Source organism: Streptomyces sp. NPDC054834 (assembly GCF_053611185.1).
In genome coordinates, this window is sequence record NZ_JBSGZV010000006.1 from 151,573 (window position 1) to 172,935 (window position 21,363).

At 73.1% G+C, this 21,363-nt stretch carries 20 protein-coding genes and 1 tRNA gene; 11 read left to right on the plus strand and 10 right to left on the minus strand.

Annotated elements, in window-relative coordinates:
- The first annotated feature begins 160 nt into the window (after positions 1-160).
- Positions 161-244 (plus strand) — tRNA-Leu (locus ACWGJM_RS11095).
- An 81-nt stretch (positions 245-325) separates the two neighbouring features.
- Here the strand turns inward: ACWGJM_RS11095 and ACWGJM_RS11100 are convergent.
- Both ACWGJM_RS11100 and ACWGJM_RS11105 read right to left on the minus strand, forming a co-directional pair.
- Positions 326-2,854: an FtsX-like permease family protein gene (locus ACWGJM_RS11100; RefSeq protein ID WP_453411361.1), complete on the minus strand. Its 2,529-nt coding sequence runs from the start codon at positions 2,852-2,854 to the stop codon at positions 326-328.
- On the minus strand, positions 2,848-3,585 hold the full coding sequence (locus ACWGJM_RS11105) for an ABC transporter ATP-binding protein (RefSeq protein WP_453411362.1): 738 nt from the start codon (positions 3,583-3,585) through the stop codon (positions 2,848-2,850). Before ACWGJM_RS11105 ends, ACWGJM_RS11100 begins: the two co-directional genes overlap by 7 nt.
- Positions 3,586-3,796: 211 nt before the next feature.
- Here ACWGJM_RS11105 and ACWGJM_RS11110 point away from each other — a divergent pair, with 211 nt between their 5' ends.
- The 5 genes from ACWGJM_RS11110 to ACWGJM_RS11130 all read left to right on the plus strand — a co-directional run bounded on the left by ACWGJM_RS11110 (position 3,797) and on the right by ACWGJM_RS11130 (position 8,601).
- A complete protein-coding gene (locus ACWGJM_RS11110; protein ID WP_453411501.1) occupies positions 3,797-5,077 on the plus strand; it encodes a sensor histidine kinase in 1,281 nt (426 codons plus the stop codon).
- Positions 5,077-5,709 carry a response regulator gene (locus ACWGJM_RS11115; RefSeq protein WP_453411502.1) on the plus strand — a complete coding sequence of 211 codons (633 nt, stop codon included), beginning with the start codon at positions 5,077-5,079 and terminating at the stop codon, positions 5,707-5,709. Before ACWGJM_RS11110 ends, ACWGJM_RS11115 begins: the two co-directional genes overlap by 1 nt.
- Positions 5,710-5,836: 127 nt before the next feature.
- Positions 5,837-7,303, plus strand: coding sequence for a DUF2252 domain-containing protein (locus ACWGJM_RS11120; protein ID WP_453411363.1), 1,467 nt, complete (start codon positions 5,837-5,839; stop codon positions 7,301-7,303).
- Positions 7,304-7,399: 96 nt separating this feature from the next.
- Complete coding sequence (locus tag ACWGJM_RS11125; protein ID WP_453411364.1) at positions 7,400-8,212, plus strand: hypothetical protein; 813 nt, start codon at positions 7,400-7,402, stop codon at positions 8,210-8,212.
- A 59-nt stretch (positions 8,213-8,271) separates the two neighbouring features.
- Positions 8,272-8,601 carry a rhodanese-like domain-containing protein gene (locus tag ACWGJM_RS11130; RefSeq protein ID WP_453411503.1) on the plus strand — a complete coding sequence of 110 codons (330 nt, stop codon included), beginning with the start codon at positions 8,272-8,274 and terminating at the stop codon, positions 8,599-8,601.
- Between the two features lie 61 nt (positions 8,602-8,662).
- Here ACWGJM_RS11130 and ACWGJM_RS11135 read toward each other — a convergent pair whose 3' ends face one another.
- The 6 genes from ACWGJM_RS11135 to paaA form a co-directional block, all read right to left on the minus strand.
- Positions 8,663-9,796, minus strand: a complete 1,134-nt coding sequence (locus tag ACWGJM_RS11135; protein WP_453411365.1) for an acyl-CoA dehydrogenase family protein — start codon at positions 9,794-9,796, stop codon at positions 8,663-8,665.
- Positions 9,797-9,939: 143 nt separating this feature from the next.
- Positions 9,940-11,004 (minus strand): 2Fe-2S iron-sulfur cluster-binding protein, encoded by a 1,065-nt coding sequence (locus ACWGJM_RS11140; RefSeq protein WP_453411366.1) that lies wholly within the window; start codon positions 11,002-11,004, stop codon positions 9,940-9,942.
- Positions 11,004-11,561 (minus strand): 1,2-phenylacetyl-CoA epoxidase subunit PaaD, encoded by a 558-nt coding sequence (gene paaD / locus ACWGJM_RS11145; RefSeq protein ID WP_453411367.1) that lies wholly within the window; start codon positions 11,559-11,561, stop codon positions 11,004-11,006. The genes ACWGJM_RS11140 and paaD overlap by 1 nt, the downstream gene beginning before the upstream one ends.
- Complete coding sequence (paaC, locus tag ACWGJM_RS11150) at positions 11,555-12,256, minus strand: 1,2-phenylacetyl-CoA epoxidase subunit PaaC (protein ID WP_453411504.1); 702 nt, start codon at positions 12,254-12,256, stop codon at positions 11,555-11,557. The genes paaD and paaC overlap by 7 nt, the downstream gene beginning before the upstream one ends.
- Positions 12,257-12,273: 17 nt before the next feature.
- Positions 12,274-12,561, minus strand: coding sequence for a 1,2-phenylacetyl-CoA epoxidase subunit PaaB (paaB, locus tag ACWGJM_RS11155; RefSeq protein ID WP_355929675.1), 288 nt, complete (start codon positions 12,559-12,561; stop codon positions 12,274-12,276).
- Complete coding sequence (gene paaA / locus ACWGJM_RS11160; protein WP_453411368.1) at positions 12,558-13,547, minus strand: 1,2-phenylacetyl-CoA epoxidase subunit PaaA; 990 nt, start codon at positions 13,545-13,547, stop codon at positions 12,558-12,560. The genes paaB and paaA overlap by 4 nt, the downstream gene beginning before the upstream one ends.
- 289 nt (positions 13,548-13,836) lie before the next feature.
- Between paaA and ACWGJM_RS11165 the strand changes: the two genes are divergently transcribed.
- From ACWGJM_RS11165 to ACWGJM_RS11175, 3 genes are read left to right on the plus strand one after another with little or no spacing between them, the layout of a single operon-like run.
- A complete protein-coding gene (locus ACWGJM_RS11165; protein ID WP_453411505.1) occupies positions 13,837-14,613 on the plus strand; it encodes a DUF5819 family protein in 777 nt (258 codons plus the stop codon).
- Positions 14,610-15,818 carry an HTTM domain-containing protein gene (locus ACWGJM_RS11170; protein WP_453411369.1) on the plus strand — a complete coding sequence of 403 codons (1,209 nt, stop codon included), beginning with the start codon at positions 14,610-14,612 and terminating at the stop codon, positions 15,816-15,818. The genes ACWGJM_RS11165 and ACWGJM_RS11170 overlap by 4 nt, the downstream gene beginning before the upstream one ends.
- Positions 15,815-16,564: a TrmH family RNA methyltransferase gene (locus tag ACWGJM_RS11175; protein ID WP_453411370.1), complete on the plus strand. Its 750-nt coding sequence runs from the start codon at positions 15,815-15,817 to the stop codon at positions 16,562-16,564. The genes ACWGJM_RS11170 and ACWGJM_RS11175 overlap by 4 nt, the downstream gene beginning before the upstream one ends.
- 90 nt (positions 16,565-16,654) lie before the next feature.
- Here ACWGJM_RS11175 and paaN read toward each other — a convergent pair whose 3' ends face one another.
- On the minus strand, positions 16,655-18,361 hold the full coding sequence (gene paaN / locus ACWGJM_RS11180) for a phenylacetic acid degradation protein PaaN (RefSeq protein WP_453411371.1): 1,707 nt from the start codon (positions 18,359-18,361) through the stop codon (positions 16,655-16,657).
- A 169-nt stretch (positions 18,362-18,530) separates the two neighbouring features.
- Between paaN and ACWGJM_RS11185 the strand changes: the two genes are divergently transcribed.
- Together ACWGJM_RS11185 and ACWGJM_RS11190 are read left to right on the plus strand one after the other, a co-directional pair.
- Positions 18,531-20,042, plus strand: coding sequence for a 3-hydroxyacyl-CoA dehydrogenase (locus tag ACWGJM_RS11185; protein ID WP_453411372.1), 1,512 nt, complete (start codon positions 18,531-18,533; stop codon positions 20,040-20,042).
- Positions 20,042-20,632, plus strand: a complete 591-nt coding sequence (locus ACWGJM_RS11190; RefSeq protein ID WP_453411373.1) for a TetR/AcrR family transcriptional regulator — start codon at positions 20,042-20,044, stop codon at positions 20,630-20,632. The genes ACWGJM_RS11185 and ACWGJM_RS11190 overlap by 1 nt, the downstream gene beginning before the upstream one ends.
- A 60-nt stretch (positions 20,633-20,692) precedes the next feature.
- On the opposite strand, the gene ACWGJM_RS11195 is transcribed toward ACWGJM_RS11190, so the two are convergent.
- Entirely contained in the window at positions 20,693-21,178 is a 486-nt protein-coding gene (locus ACWGJM_RS11195; RefSeq protein ID WP_453411506.1) for an Lrp/AsnC family transcriptional regulator, read from the minus strand.
- Between the last annotated feature and the right edge of the window lie 185 nt (positions 21,179-21,363).

The following is a 21,363-nucleotide window of genomic DNA, read 5'->3' on the forward strand; positions in this document are numbered from 1 at the left end:
GGTACGAGGTTGATACGTGAACAGGGTCTCCTTGATACGTGGTCCGGGGGAGCCGGGGGTGGGCGGGAAGGGATGTGAATCGGCCCTGTCCGGCGTGCTAATGTTCTGGGTGTCGGAAGGGGCCAGCCCGAAAGGGCCGGAGCCGGAAGACACACCCAATGCGCGGGTGGCGGAATAGGCAGACGCGCTGGATTCAGGTTCCAGTGCCCGCAAGGGCGTGGGGGTTCAACTCCCCCCTCGCGCACAGAGGCTACGGGCCCATCGTGATCATCACGGTGGGCCCGTTGTCGTTGGTGGAGCGATGTCGTGCGGTGTGATGAGTCTCTCAGGCCGCACGGCGGTGCAGCGCGAGTGCGGCCGGTACGGCGGAGGCCGTCACCGCGAGCAGGGCGCACGTGCCCGCGGTGGTGCCGAGTGCGGTCCAGGGGAGGCGTACGGCGGCCGGGGCCGACAGCAGGTGCAGGGCGGCGCCGAGTTCCCACAGGTTGAGGGCGGTGACCAGCAGTCCGAGGAGTGCGCCGACCGCGGCCACCGTCAGGGCCTCCGCCGCCACCAGCCGCAGTGCCTGCGCCCGGGTCGCCCCGGTCAGGCGCAGGACGGCCAGGTCGCGCCGCCGGTCCGAGGTCGCCATCACCGCGGTGTTGGCCACCGAGACGGCGGTGCACAGCAGGGCGATGCCCAGGACCAGCAGGAGCCCGAGGCGGGTGGTGCGGTCGGTGCCCGGGTAAGTCGCCCGCAGCCACTGCTCCTTGGTCAGCAGCCGGCCCCCCGAGGCGCGTACGGCCGTGCGCAGTCCCGCGGCCACGGTGTGTGCGTCGGCGCCGGGCGCGAGGGCGACGTCGACCCGGTCGACCGGTGCGCCGGGGGCGTTGCGCGGGGTGACGTAGACGCCGTTGTCGCCGGTACCGGTGGTCATGACGGCGGCGATCCGCAGCGTCCTCGGGGTGCCGTCGCCGAGCCGGACCCGGACGCGCTGCCCGACGGTGTGCCGCCGCCACTCCTGGTTGACGATGATCGAGCCGTCGTCGAGGTCGGCGACGCGTCCGGCGGCCAGCGGGAGCCGGACGGTGGCGGCCAGCCGTGCCGGGTCGGCGGCGCGGGCCTCGGATCTGATCAGGGCCACGCCGTCCTCGAGGACGTACACCGCGCTGGAGGAGGTCGCCGTCACGCGAGCGCCGGGCACCGCGCGCAGGCGGCTGAGCGTCGCCGCGTCGAAGCCCACGCTGTCGGCCTGGCCGTCGGCCGGTGCGCCGGCCGGGGCGTCCGGGGTGATCACGAACGCGGCGGTCGTCCGGGCGCGCGTCTCGGCGGCCTTCGTCGCGTTCAGTGTCGCGGTGGCGCCCAGCAGTGAGCCCGCGAGGGCGACCGTGACCAGCACCGGGGCGGCGAGCGAGGCGGTGCGCCGCACATCGGCGGCCGCGCACTGCCGCACCAGCAGGCCGGTGACGCCGGGCAGCCGGACCAGCGCCCGCACCAGGGGCCGCACCACGGCGGGCGTGAGCAGCGCGACCGCGGTGATCAGCAGCATGGGGCGGCTCACGTACGACTTGCGGTGCAACAGCTCGCCCGGGTCGCCGACCAGGGCTATGCACAGCGTCACGGCGGCCGTCAGCAGCAGCGTCGCACCGCACAGCCACCGGCCGGGAGTCATCACCCTGCCGCCCACGGCCGCCTCGCGCAGCGCCTGGAGCGGCCCGGTGCGCCCCGCCCGCCAGGAGGCGGCCAGCGCCCCGCACACCGCGACCAGCAGGCCCGTCCAGAAGGCCAGGTGGTACGGCCAGACACTGTCGCCGATCGTGAACCAGCGCGGGGCGAGACCCTCGTCGACGACCCGTCCGGCGAGCCACGGCGCCCCGTACGCGCCGACCGCGCAGCCGGCTGCCGAGGCGAGCACGCCGACCGTCAGGGCCTCGGCGAGCACCGTCCGGCGGATCTGCCCGGCGGTCGCCCCGACGGCGCGCAGCAACCCGAACTCCCGGCGCCGCAGGGCGACGCGGAAAGCGAAGGTGGAGGCCACGACGAACACCGACACGAAGGCGGTGACCCCGCCGGCCGTGCCGAACAGGGCGTTCAGCGCGGTGAGCGCCTCGCGGTCCCGGTCGGGATCGGCGTCGGCGAGGCGGCGGGCGTCGCCGGTGAGGACCTGGACGTCCGTGCCGTGGGTGCTGTGGGTGCCGTGGGTGCCGTGGGTGCCGTGGGTGCTGTGGGTGTCGTGGGTGCTTTCTGTGGTTCGTATCACCTCCTGTACGGCTGCCAGGTCGGCGTCGATGGCCAACTGGTAGCTGGTCGGGGAGAGTCGGGCGGCCTGATCGTCGGTGTAGAAGGCGGCGTGCTCGAAGTCGTGGCGTGCGGTGACGGTTCCGACGACCCGGACGGTGCCGTGGCCGGTACGGACGCGCTCGCCCGGACGCGCCCAGCCGCCGCTGATGACGATCTCGTCCGCGGTACGCGGCGCGCGGCCCGCGGCGAGGATGTACGGAGCGAACGCGGCCGTGGACCAGGGGTGGCCGACCAGATCGCCGGGTCCGCTGTCCGCTCGTACCGGGAACGAGCGGTCCTCGACGACGGTTCCCAGCCGCCTCAATCGGGTGACGACCGGCGCGGGGACGGGGCGCGTCCGGGCGAGTTTGCGCACCCGTTCCCCGGCCGGGGTGGCCACGCGCAGGGTGTCCGCCCCCTTGACCACGACCGGTGCGGCGGCGAACCGCTCCGGGGCGCGGTGCGGTGCGTCCAGGGACGCGGCGAGGGTCAGGCCCGTCACGGTGAGGAGCGTGACACCGAGGAAGAGGGCGATGAAGCCGCCGGTGAAGGTGGCCCAGCGGGTGCGCACGGTGTTCAGGGCGAGGGTCAGCACGCGGCGGCCTCCAGTCCGGTCATGTGCGCGGCGATCCGGCCCGCGTCCGCGCCGCTCAGTTCGCCGGTGAGGCGGCCGTCGACGAGGAAGACCACGCGGTCCGCGCGGGAGGCGGCCACCGGGTCGTGGGTGACCATGACCACCGTCCGGCCCTCCCGGTCGACCATGTCGCGCAGCAGCCGCAGTACCTCGCGGCCGGTGCGGGAGTCGAGGGCGCCGGTCGGTTCGTCGCCGAACAGCACCTCGGGGCGGGTGATGAGGGCGCGGGCCAGTGCGACGCGTTGTTGCTGGCCGCCGGACAGTTCGCTCGGCCGGTGCCGGGCGCGGTCGGCGAGCCCGACCCGGTCGAGCGCCTCACGCACCCGCGCGCGTGAGGGGCGGCGGCCGGCCAGGCGCAGGGGGAGGGCCACGTTCTGCTCGGCGGTCAGGGACGGCAGCAGGTTGAACGCCTGGAAGACGAACCCGATGCGGTCGCGCCGCAACAGGGTCAGCCGTCTCTCGCTCAGTCCCGCGAGCTCGGTCCCGCCGACCTTCACCGACCCGGAAGTGGGCCGGTCCAGCCCCGCCGCGCACTGCAACAGCGTCGACTTGCCCGAGCCGGAGGGGCCCATGACGGCGGTGAAGCTGCCGCGCGGGAAGCCGAGGGTGACCCCGTCGAGCGCGGTCACCGCCCCGTCGCCCGTGCCGTATTGCCTGCTGACTGCCCGCAGCCTGATCGCGTCGGTGCTCATGGGTCCCCCTGGGGTCGTTGCCGGTTGACGGCGCCATGAATTGGTGGCGGCTCCACGAAACCGTCGGCGGCCCCCTCGGCGCAGTGCGGCAGGACCGAGAACCGGGGTAGGGCCAGGCATACCCCGACTCCCCTGCCTGGACGGATGGTCCGGCCCGCACCGGCCTCCTACGGTGATCCGCATGCAGCCTCCTCGGAACGTGTGGCAGGCCATGGCCCGGCCCGGCTTCCCGCTGTCGGCCTGGCCGTGGCGCTCGGCCCTCTACCTGCTCTCCGGCGTACTGACCGGCGCCGTCACCCTCGTGGTGCTCGCGGTGACGGCGGTGGCCGGCGGTGTCCTGGCCGTCGTGCTCGTGGGACTGCCGCTGCTGCTCGCCACCACCCTCGCCGGGATCCCGGTGGCCGCGGTGGAGCGGCGCAGGCTGCGCCTGGTCGATGCCGTGCCCGCCGCCGACCCGCACCGGGCGCCCGCGGCCACCGGGTTGCGGGCCTGGCTGGTGACGCGGTTGCGGGAGCGGGCCACCTGGCGGGAGCTCGGATACGCGCTGCTGTTCGCGGGCCTGCTGTGGCCGGTCGACGCGCTCGCGGCCACCGTCGCCCTGGGCGGGCCGCTGTCCCTGGTCGCCACCCCGCTGCTGATGGCCACCGTCGGTGAGGGCCACGAGGCGAAGGTGCTCAAGCAGTGGACGGTGACCGGCCGGCCGGAGGCGTTCGGGGTGGCCGTGCTCGGGCTCGTCCTGCTGGTCGCGGGCGCCTATGCGCTGGGCGTCATGGCGGGCGCCCGGGCCGCCCTGGCGCGGCTGCTGCTGTCCCCCGAGCCGAGTGAGACGGTCACCGAACTCACCCGCTCCCGCGCGCGGTTGGTGGACGCCTTCGAGGCCGAACGGCGGCGCATCGAGCGCGATCTCCACGACGGGGCCCAACAGCGCCTGGTCGCCTTGACGATGACGCTCGGCCTGGCCCGTCTGGACGCCCCGCCCGGGCCCCTCGCCGACCAACTCGCCAAGGCCCACCAGGAGGCGGGCACCGCGCTGGCCGAACTCCGCGAGCTGATCCACGGCATCCATCCCAAGGTCCTCGCCGACTATGGCCTCGAGGCCGCCGTCGCCGACGCGGCGGACCGCTGCGCGATCCCGGTCGACGTGGACCTGGAGCTGCCCGGACGGCTGCCCCAACCGGTCGAGGCGGCCGCGTACTTCGTGGTGTGCGAGGCCCTTGCCAACGTCGACCGGCACAGCGCGGCCACCCGCGCGCGCGTGAGCGGCGGACATCGCGCCGGGCGGCTGGTCCTGCGGGTGCGCGACGACGGCCGGGGCGGCGCCGAGGCCGGCCGGGGCAGCGGGCTGACCGGACTCGCGGACCGGGTGTCGGTCCTGGATGGCACACTCTCCCTGTCCAGCCCCGTGGGCGGACCGACCCTGCTGCGTGTGGAGATTCCTTGCGAACCTTGCCGGCCTCGCCCGCCCCGGGAGAGGGCCGAGCGCTGCGCGTAGTGCTGGCCGAGGACAGCGTGCTGCTGCGGGAGGGCCTGACCGGCCTGCTCACCCGCTTCGGCCACGAGGTCGCGGCGGCCGTCGGCGACGCGGAGGCGCTCGTCGCCGCGGTGGCCGAGCACCGCCCGGACATCGTGGTGACGGACGTCCGCATGCCCCCCGGCTTCCAGGACGAGGGCCTGCACGCGGCGGTCCGGCTGCGTGAGCGCCGGCCCACGCTGCCCGTCCTCGTACTGAGCCAGTACGTGCAGCGGGCCTACGCCTCCGACCTGCTCGACTCCGGTGACGGAACGGGCGTCGGCTACCTGCTGAAGGACCGTGTCGGGCAGGTCGAGGAGTTCGTCTCGGCGCTGGAGGAGGTCGCGTCCGGTGGCACGGTGGTCGACCCCGAGGTCGTACGGCAGCTGCTGCGCCGGCGCCGGGACCCGCTGCAACGGCTCACCCCGCGCGAGCGGGAGGTGCTCGCGCTGATCGCCGAGGGCAGGTCGAACAGCGCGATCGCCCGGCACCTGGTGGTGTCCGAGGCGGCCGTCGGCAAGCACATCGGCAGCATCCTCACCAAGCTGGACCTGCCGCCCGCCGTGGAGACGCACCGAAGGGTGCTGGCGGTGCTGGCGTATCTGCGCGGGTGAGGACGTCCCGACCGGCGGGTTTCCACAGGCGCGGAGTTGTCCACAGGGTCTGACGTGTTTCGGCCACCGGCTGTACGGTCGGCAGGCGTTGATGTTCGTACGAGTGGGTTCGGGGGAGGCGGTCGCGATGACCGAGACCGGTGCTGGAGTGGCGGGGACGGACACCGGAGCGGGGGCGGAGACCGGAGTAGGGGCGAACACCGGAGAGGTGCGCCGGCTGCCCCGGGTGCGGGGGTTCGCCGACTGGCCGGCGGAGGGTTCGCCGAAGGCGGAGGGCAAGGCGCTGCGGGCGAGCATCCCGCGCCGTGCGCACAGCGCCCTGGACCTCGACGGCTCGCGCCCGGACGCGGTCAGCGCCGTGGAGGAGTCGAGCCTCGGCCGCATCCCCGAGCTCACCCCGATCCGGGTCGGCAGGATGGCGGCGACGCCGTTCGCGTTCCTGCGGGGCTCGGCGGGCCTCATGGCGTACGACCTCGCCCGCACTCCCACGACCCGCATAGGCACCCAGATATGCGGTGACGCGCACGCGGCCAACTTCGGCCTGTACGGCGACGCGCGAGGCGGTCTGGTCATCGATCTCAACGACTTCGACGAGACGGTGCACGGCCCCTGGGAATGGGACCTCAAGCGGCTCGCCGCCTCGCTGGTACTGGCCGGCCGGGAGGCGGGTGCCGACGAGGACACATGCCGGCAGGCGGCACACGGCGCGGTGGGCGCCTACCGGCGCACCATGCGGCTGCTCGCCAAGCTGCCGGTACTGGACGCCTGGAACGCCATCGCCGACGAGGAACTCGTCTCGCACACCGACGCGCACGATCTGCTCGGCACGCTGGAGCGGGTCTCCGAGAAGGCGCGGGCCAACACCAGCGGGCGGTTCGCGGCCAAGTCGACCGAGGCCGCCGAGGACGGCGGGCGCCGCTTCGTCGACGCCTCGCCGGTGCTGCGCCGCATCCCGGACGCGGAGGCCGCGGCGGTGGCGGCGTCCCTGGAGCGGTACGTCACGACCCTCTCCGAGGACCGCCTGCCGCTGCTGGCCCGCCACACGGTGCACGACGTCGCGTTCCGGGTCGTCGGCACGGGCAGCGTGGGCACCCGCTCGTATGTCGTGCTGCTCCTGGACCACCGCGGCGAACCACTGGTCCTCCAGGTGAAGGAGGCCCGTCCCTCCGCGCTGGTCCCGCACCTGGCGACGGCCGGCTTCGAGGCACCGTCCGTCGGCCACGAGGGCCGCCGGGTGGTGCTGGGCCAGAAGCGCATGCAGGTCGTCAGCGACATCCTGCTGGGCTGGACGACGGTCGACGGGCGGCCGTTCCAGGTGCGGCAGTTCCGCAACCGCAAGGGCAGCGTCGACCCCGCCGCGCTCGCCGCCGACCAGGTCGACGACTACGGCCGCATGACCGGCGCCCTGCTGGCCCGCGCCCACTCCCACAGCGCCGATCCCCGCCTGATCGCCGGATACTGCGGCAAGAACGAGGAACTGGACGAGGCGATGGCCGCGTTCGCGGTCGCCTACGCCGACCGCACGGAGGCGGACCACGCGGACCTGGTGGCGGCGGTGCGGTCGGGGCGGATAGCGGCGGAGCTGGGCGTGTGAGGGGCGTGCGGGGCGTGTGAGGGGCGTGCGGGGCGTCTTCCGGGGTCGGCTGAGTGCCGGGCCCGGGCGTGGGTCCCGGTGGCCTACGCTGGTCGGGTGACGACCCCGGAAGCTGAGCAGTCCCAGCCGCCCCGGCCCGAGGAGCGGCTGGAGCGGGCCGTGCGGGCCGCAGAGCAGGCCCTGATCGAGTTCGAGATCGCGGTGGAGACCTTCCGCATCGAGGTCGAGAACTTCTCCCGCCTGCACGAGCAGCGGCTCGGCCCGATGTACGCCAGGCTCGAGGAACTGGAGGCACGGATCGCCGAGGCCAGGGCCGCCCGCACCGGTGATCCGGAGGACCTGCGGCGGGCCGAGGAGGCGCGGGCCCGGGTGATGCCCATCCCCGGTGTCGAGGAACTGCTGCACGGCTGGATGGACGGCCACGGACTGTTCCCGGAGGCCGCCGCGATGCTCACCGAGCAGGAGGTGCGGCCCCCGCAGCGGGTCCGCCCGAGCGAGGAGGCCCGCAAGCTCTACCGCGAGCTGGCCCGAAAGGCCCACCCGGACCTGGCGCAGGAGGAGCCCGAGCGGGCGCGGCGCGAGGAGTTCCTCACCCGCGTCAATGCCGCCTACGCCCGTGGCGACGAGGCGCTGCTGCGGGAGCTGGCCGAGGAGTGGGCCGCGGGACCGGCGCTCGCCGAGCGGCTCCCCAGCCGCGCCGAGGAGCTCTACGCCCGCCTGGAGTGGCTGGCCCAGCGCAAGGAACTGCTCGCCCTGGTCGCCCGCGAACTGGAGGACAGCGCGATCGCCTCGATGCTCCGCCTGGCCCCCGACGACCCCGACGCCCTCCTGGGGGAGATCGCCGAGAAGCTCCGCAAGGACGTGGCGGAGCGGGAGGCGGAGCTGGCGGAGCTGCTGGCGCAGGGGTAGCCCGGCCGGTTCCGCGAGCCTCTTCGGGTAGCGTCGGCGGCATGAGTTTCGGAGCTGGTGTGCCCACGGTCGAGGTCTCGGACCTCAAGGACGGCGATTTCCTGCTGGACGTCCGCGAGGACGACGAGTGGCAGGCGGGGCATGCCGAGGGGGCGCTGCACATTCCCATCAGCGAGTTCGTGGCCCGGTACGGCGAGCTGACCGAGGCGGCTCCGCAGGACGGCCGGGTCCATGTGATCTGCCGCTCCGGTGGCCGTTCGGCCCAGGTCACGATGTATCTGGTGCAGCAGGGCCTCGACGCGGTGAACGTGGACGGCGGCATGCAGGTCTGGGCGGCCGCGGGCCGTCCCGTCGTCACCGACGCGGGACAGCCGGGACACGTCCTCTAGGTCATCTCCGTCGGCTTCACCTCCGCCGGTTCACCTCCACGGGTCCGTGGGCCGGTCCGGGTCAGCCCAGGGGATGGGCGGCCAGCAGGTCCCCCAGCGTCTCCTCGTACGCCGCCGCCGGGCCGAGCGACAGCTCCAGCTGCTTGGCCCAGGCGTGGTACCGGTGCAGGGGGTAGTCGGTGTCGGCGCCGAACCCGCCGTGCAGATGCTGCGCGGTCTGCACGACCCGCCGTACGCCCTCCGCGGCCCAGATCTTCGCCACGGCCACGTCCCCGGCGGCGGGCAGCGTGCCCGGCGCGCCCGAGGCGATGCGCCATGCGGCCTGCCACAGCGTGGCCTCCATGGCCCGCAGGTCGATGTACCGGTCGGCGGACTGCACGGCGACCGCCTGGAAGGTCGCGATCGGGTGGCCGAACTGCTCACGCTTGCCGGTGTAGTCGCTGGTCATCCGCAGCACCCGCTCGCCCAGCCCGAGCGCGAGCGCGCACGTCCCGGTGGCCAGCAGCGCGCGCAGCCACTCCCAGGCGCCGTCGGCCTCGATGACGTCCCCGGCCGTGATCCGCGCGGACCGCAGACGCAGCTCGCCCAGCCGCTCCCCGGAGGTGGAGACCTGCTCGGCGAGCACGACACCATCATGGCCGCGGGGGACCAGCGCGAGGACGGTCCGGTCGGCATCGGTGTGCGCCGGTACGACGATGAGGTCGGCGCCGTACGCCCACGCCACCCCGGTCTGCACCCCGTCCAGCACCCATGCCTCGCCGTCCCGCCGTGCGTTCACGGCGAGTTCGGCCGGGTCGTGACCGGTGCGTCCGTGCGCCGCGACGGTGAGCACGAGCTCGCCCCGCCCGGCACGCGGCAGCAGCCCGGCCCTCAACTCCTCGCTGCCGTAGGCCTGTACGGCCGCCGCCGCCGCGCTGCTCTCCAGCAGCGGCACCCGCGCCAGCACCGTCGCGGACTCCCGCAGCACCAGGCACAGCGCGATGGCGTCCAGGCCCGCGCCGCCGTACTCGGCGTCGAGCAGCAGGCTCAGCAGGTCCGCGTCGGCGAGCCTGGCCCACAGCGTCCGGTCGAAGTCCTCGGCCACGGCGCCCGTGGTCAGTGCGGGGCTCGGTACCGCGTCCGGCGCGATCCCGGCGAACACCCCCCTGGCCGCCTCGGCCGCCGCCAACTGCTCCTCGGTGAAGGTGAAGTCCACGGTCCTGTCCTCCCGGCGGATCCGTCCGTATGACGGTGCTGAACTGACGGTCCGTCAAGATAGAACATGTTCTAGAAGAAGGGAACGGTGCTTCGAGGGAATGGTGCTTCGAGGGAACGGCGCGGTCGGCGCCGGCCGATGCTTCAGCGGTCGAAGTCCAGCTCCACCTTCTCCGTCACCGGGTGCGACTGGCAGGCCAGCACGTACCCGGCCTCCGTCTCCTCCGCCTCCAGCGCGAAGTTGCGGTCCATGCGCACCTCGCCCGCGACCAGGAAGGCCCGGCATGTTCCGCACACCCCGCCCTTGCAGGCGTAGGGCGCGTCGGGCCGGTTGCGCAGCACCGTCTCCAGGAGTGATTCGCCGTCCCGGACCGGCCAGGTCCCGCCGCGCCCGTCGAGCCGGGCGGTCACGGTGCTGTGCTCGGGAGCCACGGTGACCGTCGCCGGCGCGGCGCCCGCGTCCACGTGGAAGATCTCCTCGTGGATCCGGGTCCGGTCCACCCCGAGCCCGCGCAGCGCCCGCTCCGCGCCCTGCACCAGCCCGTATGGCCCGCACAGGAACCAGCCTGCCACGTCGCCCACCGGCAACAGCGCCGGCAGCAGTCCCGTCAGCCGCTCCTGATCCAGCCGCCCGGACGGCAGCCCCGCCTGCTGCTCCTCCCGGGACAGCACGGTCACCAGCTGCAACCGCTCCGGATAACGGTCCTTCAGGTCGGCGACCTCCTCCAGGAACATGGTGGAGGCGGCCGTGCGGTCGCCGCGTATCAGGCAGAACCGGGCGCGGGGCTCGCGCGCCAGCAGTGTGGAGACGATCGACAGCACCGGGGTGATCCCGCTGCCGCCCACGATCGCGGCGTACAGGCCGGGCGCGGGTTCGAGGGTGAACCGACCGGCCGGGGTCATCACCTCCAGTTCGTCCCCGACGTTCACCTCCTTCAGCGCGTATGTCGAGAACGCCCCGGCCTCGACCAGCCGTACCCCGACCTTCAGGGTGCGCGGCCCCTCGCCGCCGGGCTCGGGCGCCGGCGAGCAGATCGAGTACGTCCGCCGTATCTCGACCCCGTCGGCCCGGCGCCGCAGCGCGAGGTGCTGGCCCGGCGCGTGCCGGTACTCCTCGCGGAGCTCGGGCGGGACGGTGAAGGTGAGGGCCACGGAGTCCTCGGTGAGCCGGTCGACCGCGGCCACCGGGAGCGGGTGGAAGCGGGCCATCACAGCTCCTTGAAGTGGTCGAACGGTTCCCGGCAGGCCAGACAGCGCCGCAGCGCCTTGCAGGCGGTGGACGAGAACCGGCTCAGCAGCTCGGTGTCGGCGGATCCGCAGTTCGGGCAGCGGACGGGGTCGGTCGCGTGGGTCACGCCGGTCGCGTCGGGCCGGCCGGTGCGGGTGCGGGTCGGCCCCAGCTCCAGGGCCACCGGTCCGGCGTCCCGTCGCACGCGCGGGGGCGCTATCCCGAACTCCCGCAGCTTGCGCCGCCCTTCGTCGGAGATGTCGTCCGTCGACCAGGCGGGCGTGAGCACCGTGCGCACGGTGACCTTCCGCATGCCGTGCTCGCGCAGCACCCGCTCTATGTCCAGGGACATCGCCTCGATCGCCGGGCAGCCGGTGTAGGTCGGCGTCAGCTCGACGTCCACGGCGTCCGTGCCGCGCACCCGCACCGCGCGCACCACGCCCAGCTCCTGAAGGGTGAGCACGGGCAGCTCGGGGTCGGGGACGGAGCCCGCGAGGCGGAGCAGCTCGGTCTCCAGGGGAGTCGTCGCGGTCACCATGACGCCCCCGGATGGCTGCGGTGCAGGTGCTGCATCTCGGCGAGCATCCGCCCGAACGGCTCGGTGTGCAGTCCCTGGCGGCCTGCGCCCGCCGACCACGCCCCGGTCCGCGGTCCCTCGGGGACCGTCAGGGTGGCCCGGCGCAGCACGTCCCCGACCGACTCCAGCCAGACCGTCTCCAGGGCCGCCCGGCCGACGTCCAGGCCCTCCACCGGCTGGAACATCTCCCCGGTGAACCGCCACAGAGCCGCGCACGCCCGTCGCATCCGCTCGTGACTGGCCTCCGTGCCGTCGCCGAGCCGCAGGGTCCACTGCTCGGCGTGGTCGCGGTGGTAGGCGACCTCCTTGACGGCCTTCGCCGCGAGCGGAGCGAACGGGCTGTCCCCGGCGGCCAGTTCGCCGTAGAGCAGGTGCTGGTAGGTGGAGAAGTACAGCTGGCGGGCGATGGTGTGCGCGAAGTCGCCGTTCGGCTGCTCCACGAGCTGGAGGTTGGTGAAGGCACGCTCCTCGCGCAGATACGCCAGTTCGTCCTCGTCCCCGGCCATCGACAGCAGGCCCCGGGCCTGTCCCAGCAGGTCCAGCGCGATGTTGGCGAGGGCGACCTCCTCCTCGAGGACGGGCGCGTGGCCCGCCCATTCGCCCAGGCGGTGGGAGAGCACCAGGGCGTCGTCGCCGAGGGCGAGGGCGGCCGTCATGGGCACGGTGGTCGCCGTCACAGGTGCTTCACCCCTTCCGGGATCTCGTAGAAGGTCGGGTGCCGGTACGGCTTGTCGGCGGCCGGTTCGAAGAACGGGTCCTTCTCGTCGGGGGAGGACGCCGTGATCGCGGACGCGGGGACGACCCATATGGAGACGCCCTCGCCGCGCCGGGTGTACAGATCGCGGGCGTTGCGCAGGGCCAGCTCCGCGTCCGGGGCGTGCAGGCTGCCGGCGTGGGTGTGGGAGAGCCCGCGGCGGGAGCGCACGAAGACCTCCCACAGGGGCCAGTCGGTGGTGGTCATGCTCGGCTCGCTCCTGTCCCACCGGTGTGCTTCTCACCGGTGTGCTTGGCCGCGTACGCCGCGGCCGCCTCCCGTACCCACGCGCCCTCGTCGTGTGCGCGGCGGCGCTGGGTGATGCGCTGTTCGTTGCACGGGCCGTTGCCCTTGAGGATCTCCTGGAACTCCGCCCAGTCGATGGCGCCGAAGTCGTGGTGCCCGCGCTCCTCGTTCCACTTCAGGTCCGGGTCCGGCAGGGTCAGGCCCAGCGACTCGGCCTGCGGGACGCAGATGTCGACGAAGCGCTGGCGCAGCTCGTCGTTGGAGTGGCGCTTGATCTTCCACGCCATCGACTGCGCGGAGTGCCGCGAGGCGTCGTCGGGCGGGCCGAACATCATCAGGGACGGCCACCACCAGCGGTCCACGGCGTCCTGCGCCATCGCGTGCTGCTCCGGCGTGCCGCGGCTGAGGGCGAGCAGCAGCTCGTACCCCTGGCGCTGGTGGAAGGACTCCTCCTTGCAGACGCGGATCATCGCGCGCGCGTACGGCCCGTATGAGCAGCGGCACAGGGGGACCTGGTTGGTGATGGCGGCGCCGTCCACCAGCCAGCCGATCGCGCCGACGTCGGCCCAGGTCAGGGTGGGGTAGTTGAAGATCGAGGAGTACTTCTGACGGCCGCTGTGCAGTTTGTCGAGGAGTTCCTCCCGGCTGGTGCCGAGGGTCTCGGCGGCGCTGTACAGGTACAGCCCGTGGCCCGCCTCGTCCTGGACCTTGGCCATGAGGATGGCCTTGCGGCGCAGCGAGGGAGCACGCGTGATCCAGTTGGCCTCCGGCTGCATGCCGATGATCTCGGAGTGGGCGTGCTGGGCGATCTGCCTGACCAGGGTCGCGCGGTAGGCGTCGGGCATCCAGTCGCGCGGCTCGATGCGCTCGTCCGCGGCCACGGCGGCGTCGAAGGCGCGCTCGTACTCCTCCGTGCCGACGGTGCGCTGCGCGGCTGCTGTGGCCATGCGGTCCCCCTGACCTTGGGCTCTGCTGGAGCACTCTCCCGACCGATCGTTCGGTCCGTGTGGATTCAATGGTGGGGCGAGTCGCCGCGAGGTGTCAACCGCTGTGGACAATCACTCCCACAGCCTGTGGACAACCTCGCTCGTCACCCTGTCCCCCGCCGTGCCGTACCGCATCGGCAGTGCCTCGGGGCTGCGCCGGACGGGTGAGGCTGAGTACCGTTCCGTGCGGGCGCCGACGAGCCGTGCGGTGTCCGTGGGCCATACGGCGGTGACAGGGAAACGGGGCGGAATGGACGCGTACGACGAGGACTCGACGGCCCCGCCGGGGCCTGACGGCTCGGGCGGGACGCGTCACCGGCCCGGACCGGACGCCACCGGCGGGCCCGTCGAGGAGCGGAAGGGACAGGAGAACAGCCCGCGCACCGGCCTGGCCGCGCTCTCCCTCCGCTACCAGGTCGGTGCCGCCCTCGCGGTGGCGGTCGTCGCGGTGGCCGCCTGCGTGCATCTCGGCATGGTGTTCCTGCACGTCGCGCCGGCGAACACGGTGACGAAGCAGCACGGCCGGGCGATCGACGAGTGGATCTACCCGGAGTTCGAGCAGAACTGGAAGCTGTTCGCCCCGAATCCGCTTCAGCAGAACATCGCGGTGCAGGTCCGTGCCGAGGTCCGGGCGGCTGACGGCACGGTCACGGCCACCGGCTGGTACGACCTGTCGGCGCAGGACGGCGAGGCGATAGACGGCAGTCTGCTGCCCAGCCACACCCAGCAGAACGAGCTGCGCCGGGCCTGGGACTTCTTCGTCTCCACGCACGGCGCCGACAACCGCCCGGTGGGCATGCGCGGCTCACTCTCCGAGGAGTACCTGCGCCGCATCGCGGTCCGGCGTCTGTACGCCGAGGACGGCATCGGCCGGAAGAGCGTCATCGACCGTGTGCAGGTCCGCTCCCGCACGACCAACGTGCCGCCGCCCGAGTGGAGCCACGAGCAGGTCTCCGACACCCCGGTCTACCGGCTGCTGCCCTGGTGGACGGTGACGCACGACGAGGCCGCGGGAGGTGTGCGGTGAACCGTCTCGCGCTGTCGGTCTCCCGCGCTGTCGCCCGCGTCACCGAGTCGGCCCTCGGCCCCTACCAGTCCGCCGTGATCCGCATCGGCTCCGCCGGGACCTGGCTGCTGTTCCTGCTGCGCGAGTTCCCCCACCGCGAGCAGCTCTACGGCCCCGACGGCCCCTGGAGCTGGGCCATGGCCCGCCGCCTGACCTCGGACAACGGCGCCTTCTCGGCTCTGATGTGGACGGACGGGCGGGCCTGGTTCGAGGCGTTCTACGCGCTCGCCCTCGTCGCGAGCGCCCTGCTCCTGCTGGGCTGGCGCACCCGCACGGCGTCCGTGCTGTTCATGGTCGGCGTGCTTTCCCTCCAGAACCGCAGCATCTTCGTGGGCGACGGCGGCGACAACGTCCTGCACCTGATGTCGATCTACCTGGTGTTCACCCGCTGCGGCCAGGTGTGGTCCTTGGACGCCCGGCGGGCCGGGCGCGCGGCGGCGGCACGCGCGCGCGGGGAGCGGGTCACCGACCGGGTCGGCCCTGTGCTGTGGGGGGCGCTCGGTCTCGCGCTGGCCGTGGTGACTCTGACCGGCAGCCTGCACAGCGATCTGTTCGTCCCCGTGCTGCTGTGGACGGTCTGGCTGGCTCAGGGCCTGTGGTGGGTGGTGGGGCGCCGGGCGCGCTCGGCGGAGCCCCGGATCCTGCTGGACGTGGTCGCCAACATCGTGCACAACGGCGCCCTCTTCGTGATCATGGCGGAGGCCTGCCTGATCTACGCCACGGCCGGCTGGTACAAGATCCAGGGCTCGCGCTGGCAGGACGGCACGGCCGTCTACTACCCGCTGCACCTGGACTACTTCTCGCCCTGGCCCGCCCTCGCCGACCTGCTGTCGGCCAACGGCACCCTGCTCATGCTGGTGACGTACGGGACGGTCGTCGCGCAGGTCGCCTTCCCGTTCACGCTGTTCAACCGGCGGGTCAAGAACGTGCTGCTGGCCGTGATGATGACCGAGCACGCCGTGATCGCGGTCGTCCTCGGGCTGCCCTTCTTCTCGCTGGCGATGATCGCCGCGGACTCGGTGTTCCTGCCGACGTCCTTCCTGCTCCGGCTCGGTGGCTGGGCGGCACGCGCGCGTGAGCGGCTGATGCGGCGCGGCGGCCGGGATCTGCCCCCGCCGCGCTCGTCGGAGGACAGTGAGACCGCCCGCGTAGGCTTCGGGGCATGACCGGCCCCGTGACCCGCTGGCGCGAGCGCGCCGCCGCCTGTGTGCTGCTCGACGGCTTCCACGCCCTCAAGCACGCGGTGCGCTTCGGGGCCGAGGTACCGGTCGCGGTCGCCACCGACCGGTCGGCGGCACTCGCCCTCGCCGACGAGCTGGCCCCGGACGTCCGGGACACGCTGGACACCCTCCTGGCCGAGGTGCCGGAGGCGACGTACGCCACCCTGGTGCCGCGTCCGCACCCCACAGGCGTGGCCGCCCTGGCCGTACGGCCGTCCCGCGCGGCCAACCTGGAGAAGCTGGCGCACGCCCCGCGCAGCTCGCCCGTCGTGGTCCTCGACAACCCGCGCAATCTCGGAAACGCGGGGGCCGTGATCCGGCTGGCCGCCGGCTTCGGGGCAACCGGGGTCGTCACCACGGGCACCCTCGACCCGTGGCATCCCACGGTGGTGCGCGGCGGGGCGGGGCTGCACTTCGCGACCGCCGTGGAGCGGCTGACCGTCGCCGAACTGCCGCCCGGCCCCCTGTTCGCCCTCGACCCGGAGGGCGAGGACCTCCGGGGCATGAAGCTGCCGGACGACGCGGTGCTCGCCTTCGGCTCGGAGCGCAGCGGGCTGTCCGCCGAGCTGCGCGCCCGCACCGACCAGCTGGTGTCCCTGCCGATGCGCCCCCAGGTCTCCAGCTACAACCTCGCGACCAGTGTGGCCATGACGCTGTACCACTGGAGCGCCACCGGGGGCGCGCCCGCCTGAGCCGGCCCTAGGGTCTTTCGTTTGGATCAGGCCGGATCAGGGAGCGGTGCCAGGGCCCGCGAGCCCGGCCTGATCCAAACAAAAGAGGCCCTAGACCTCCCGGCGGACCTCCACCACCCGGAAGCGGCCCGCCACGAAGGCGCCGTCGCACAGGGCCGCGTTGGCCGCCGGGTTGCCGCCGGAGCCGTGGAAGTCGGAGAAGGCGGCGGTCTGGTTCACGTACACACCGCCGGTGAGGTTGAGCGACAGCTGGGCGGCCTCCTCCAGGCAGGCCTCCTCGATCGCCTGCTCGACCCGCTCGTCGGTGGTGTACGCGCCGACCGTCATCGCGCCCTTCTCGCGGACCGTGCGCCGCAGCAGTTCCACCGCGTCGGCGGCCGAGTCGACGGCGACGGCGAAGGAGACGGGGCCGAAGCACTCGCTCATGTAGGCGGCCTCGTCATCCGCCCCCTCCCAGTATTTCCGCGCGCCGTCCAGCTTGACGATCACCGGGGTGCGGACGACCGCGCCCGGGAACTCGGGGTTGGCGACCTCGCGGGAGGCGAGCGCGACCTCGCCGAGTCCCGCCGCGGCCTCCAGACGGGCCTTCACGTCCGGGTTGACGATCGCGCCGAGCAGGGCGTTCGCGCGCGCGTCGTCCCCGAGCAGGCCGTCGACCGAACGGGCGAGGTCGGCGACCACCTCGTCGTAGGACTTGGGGCCCTGGTCGGTGCGGATGCCGTCGCGGGGGACGAGCAGGTTCTGCGGGGTGGTGCACATCTGGCCGCTGTACAGGGACAGCGAGAAGGCCAGATTCGAGAGCATCGCCTTGTAGTCGGCCGTCGACTCCACGATCACCGTGTTGACGCCGGCCTTCTCCGTGTAGACCTGCGCCTGGCGGGCGTTGGCCTCCAGCCAGTCGCCGAACGCCGTCGAGCCCGTGTAGTCGATGATCCTGATCTCGGGGCGGGTGGCCAGCGTCTTGGCGATGCCCTCGCCGGGGCGCTCGGCGGCGAGGGCGACCAGGTTCGGGTCGAAGCCGGCCTCGGCGAGCACCTGGCGGGCCACCTGGACGGTGAGGGCGAGCGGCAGCACCGCGCGCGGATGGGGCTTGACCAGCACCGCGTTGCCGGTGGCCAGGGAGGCGAACAGGCCCGGGTAGCCGTTCCACGTCGGGAAGGTGTTGCAGCCGATGAGCAGCGCGGTCCCGCGCGGGACCGGCGTGAAGCGCTTGACGAGGGCCAGCGGGTCGCGCTTGCCCTGCGGCTTGGTCCACTCCGCGGTGTCGGGGGTGCGCACCTGCTCCGCGTAGGCGTACGCCACCGCCTCCAGGCCGCGGTCCTGGGCGTGCGGGCCGCCGGCCTGGAACGCCATCATGAACGCCTGGCCGGAGGTGTGCATGACCGCGTGCGCGAACTCGTGCGTCCGGTCGCTGATCCGCTTGAGGATCTCCAGGCAGACCACGGCCCGGGCCTCCGCGCCCGCGTCCCGCCACGCGCCCTGCCCGGCCCGCATCGCGGGCAGCAGGGTGTCGACGTCCGCGTGCGGGTAGGTGACGCCGAGCTCGATGCCGTAGGGGGAGACCTCGGCGCCCACCCAGTCGTCCGTGCCGGGCTGGCCCAGGTCGACGCGGGTGCCGAGGAGAGCGTCGAAGGCGGCCTTGCCCGCGGCCGCGTCCAGGCTGCCGTTCTCGCCGTACGCCTTCGGGTGCTCCGGGTGCGGGGACCAGTACGCGCGTGTGCGGATCGCCTTCAGCGCCTGGTCGAGGGTCGGCCGGTGCTTGGCGATCAGCTCGTGCGCGGTCAGTTCGGCGGCCATGCGGGACCAACTCCTCGTCTCAAGAGCTCTCCGTCGAGCTCATGACCTGGGCAGAAACAGCAGAACCATGGGCGGGAACAGCCGGACAGAGTTAGAGTAACCGAACGATCGGTCGGGACAAGGGGGTCCGCCGCATCTGTGGAAAACCCCGTGCGGGAGGATCGCGCCCATGACAGCACTCGACCTCAGCAGCCCCGTGGCCGTGGTCGGCACCGGCACCATGGGCCAGGGCATCGCCCAGGTCGCGCTGGTCGCAGGCCATCCCGTACGGCTGTACGACACCGTGCCCGGGCGCGCCCAGGAGGCGGCCGCCGCGATCGGCGCCCGGCTGGACCGGCTCGTGGCGAAGGACCGGCTCACCGGCGCCGAACGGGACGCCGCCCGTGACCGGCTCCGGCCGGCCGAGAGCCTCGCCGAGCTCGCCGACTGCGCCCTGGTCGTCGAGGCCGTCGTGGAGCGGCTGGACGTCAAGCAGGAGCTCTTCCGCGAGCTGGAGGGCGTCGTCGCCGAGGACTGCCTGCTCGCCACCAACACCTCCTCCCTGTCGGTGACCGCCATCGGCGGCGCACTGCGGGGCGCCGGGCGGTTCGTGGGCCTGCACTTCTTCAACCCCGCCCCGCTGATGCCGCTGGTGGAGGTCGTCTCCGGGTTCGCCACCGACGTCACCTCGGCCACGCGCGCGTACGAGACCGCCCGTGCCTGGGGCAAGACCCCGGTGGCCTGCGCCGACACCCCGGGCTTCATCGTCAACCGCATAGCCCGGCCCTTCTACGCCGAGGCCTTCGCCGTCTACGAGGCCCAGGCCGCCGACCCGGCCACCATCGACGCCGTCCTGCGCGAGTGCGGCGGCTTCCGGATGGGGGCGTTCGAACTGACCGACCTCATCGGGCAGGACGTCAACGAGTCCGTCACGCACTCCGTGTGGCAGTCCTTCTTCCAGGACGTCCGCTTCACGCCGTCGCTCGCCCAGCGCCGCCTGGTCGAGTCCGGCCGCCTGGGCCGTAAGACGGGCCACGGCTGGTACGACTACGCCGAGGACGGCGATCGCCCCGAGCCGCACACCGCGGAGAAGGCGCAGCCGCCCGCCTACGTCGTCGCGGAGGGCGGCCTGGGTCCGGCGGCCGAACTGCTCACGCTGATCCGCGAGGCGGGCATCCAGGTCCGCGAGGAGGAGGAGGACCACGGCACCCGCCTGGTCCTGCCCAGCGGCGGCCAGCTGGTCCTCGCCGACGGCCAGACCTCCGTGGAGTTCCGCGACGTCGTCTACTTCGACCTCGCCCTCGACTACCGCCGGGCCACCCGCATCGCCCTGTCCGCCTCCCAGGACACCTCACCGCAGACCCTCCAGGAGGCCACCGGTCTCTTCCAGGCGCTCGGCAAGGACGTCAGCCTCATCGGGGACGCCCCCGGCATGATCGTCGCCCGCACGGTCGCCCGCATCGTCGACTTCGCGCACGACGCCGTCGCCAAGGGCGTGGCCACCGAGGAGGACATCGACACCGCGATGTGCCTGGGCGTCAACTACCCCCTAGGCCCCTTCGAGTGGAGCCGCAGGCTCGGCCGCGGCTGGGCCTACGACCTCCTGGACGACCTGCACCTGCGCGACCCCTCCGGGCGCTATGCCCCGTCCCTCGCGCTCTACCGCCACGCGTACGCCACCGAGAGGCGGGAGGGCGCCTGATGACCACCGCCAAGCGGGACACCTACACCCCCGAGACCCTGCTCTCGGTCGCCGTGCGGGTCTTCAACGAGCGCGGCTACGACGGCACCTCCATGGAGCACCTGTCCAAGGCGGCCGGCATCTCCAAGTCGTCGATCTACCACCATGTGACCGGCAAGGAGGAGCTGCTGCGCCGCGCTGTCAGCCGGGCGCTGGACGGCCTCTTCGGGATCCTCGACGAGGACCGCGCGCGCGTGGGGCGGGCCGCGGACCGCCTGGAGTACGTCGTCCGGCGCATGGTCGAGGTACTGATATCCGAGCTGCCCTACGTGACGCTGCTGCTGCGCGTGCGCGGGAACACCGCCACCGAGCGCTGGGCGCTGGAGCGGCGGCGTGACTTCGACCACCGGGTGGCCGACCTGCTGAAGGCGGCGGCCGCCGACGGGGAGGTGCGCGGCGACGTGGAGGTGCGCCTGGCGACCCGGCTGGTCTTCGGCATGATCAACTCGATCGTGGAGTGGTACCGGCCGGAGGGCCGCGGCATGGGCGAGCGCGAAGTGGCCGACGCGGTGGTGCGGCTGGTCTTCTCGGGGCTGCGCAGCGAACGCTGAGACACCGGCTGGGACAGACGCAGGCCGGCACGGACACATTCCCGGACACCGGCTCCGCGCTCAGGGCTCCGGCTCGACGTCCTCTTCCTCGAACACCAGCAGCGTCCGGGTGCTGAGCACCTCCGGGATGGCCTGGAGCCGGGTGAGCACCAGCTCGCGCAGGGCCCTGTTGTCCGGCGTGTGCACCAGGAGCAGGACGTCGAAGTCGCCGCCCACCAGAGCGATGTGCGAGGCGCCCGGCAGCTGTCTGAGCTGCTCGCGCACGGTGCGCCAGGTGTTCTGCACGATCTTCAGGGTGATGTAGGCCGACGTGCCGTGCCCCGCCCGTTCGTGGTCGACGCGGGCGCCGAAACCCCGGATGACACCGTCCTCGATGAGGCGGTTGATGCGAGCGTAGGCGTTCGCCCGCGAGACATGGACCCGGTCGGCGACCGACCGTATCGACGCGCGGCCGTCCGCCTGGAGCATCCGCAGGATGTCCTGGTCGATGGCATCCAGCGGACGCGGCGGTGGCAGGGTGGCACCGGACTCCGGGCTCTCGGCCATTTGTTCAGATGCCATGTCCCCCCGCCTTCCCACCGTGGACGTCCTGCGTTCATTCCAGGGTGTGGAGAACCGTTTGTCCACAGCCTCGGGGTGCCCGTAGCCAAAATGTGTCGGCGACCGAACAATCGGTAGGTGAGGCGGGTCACTGACGACACGCCTCCCGTAGCCGCTCCCACGAGGAGGTG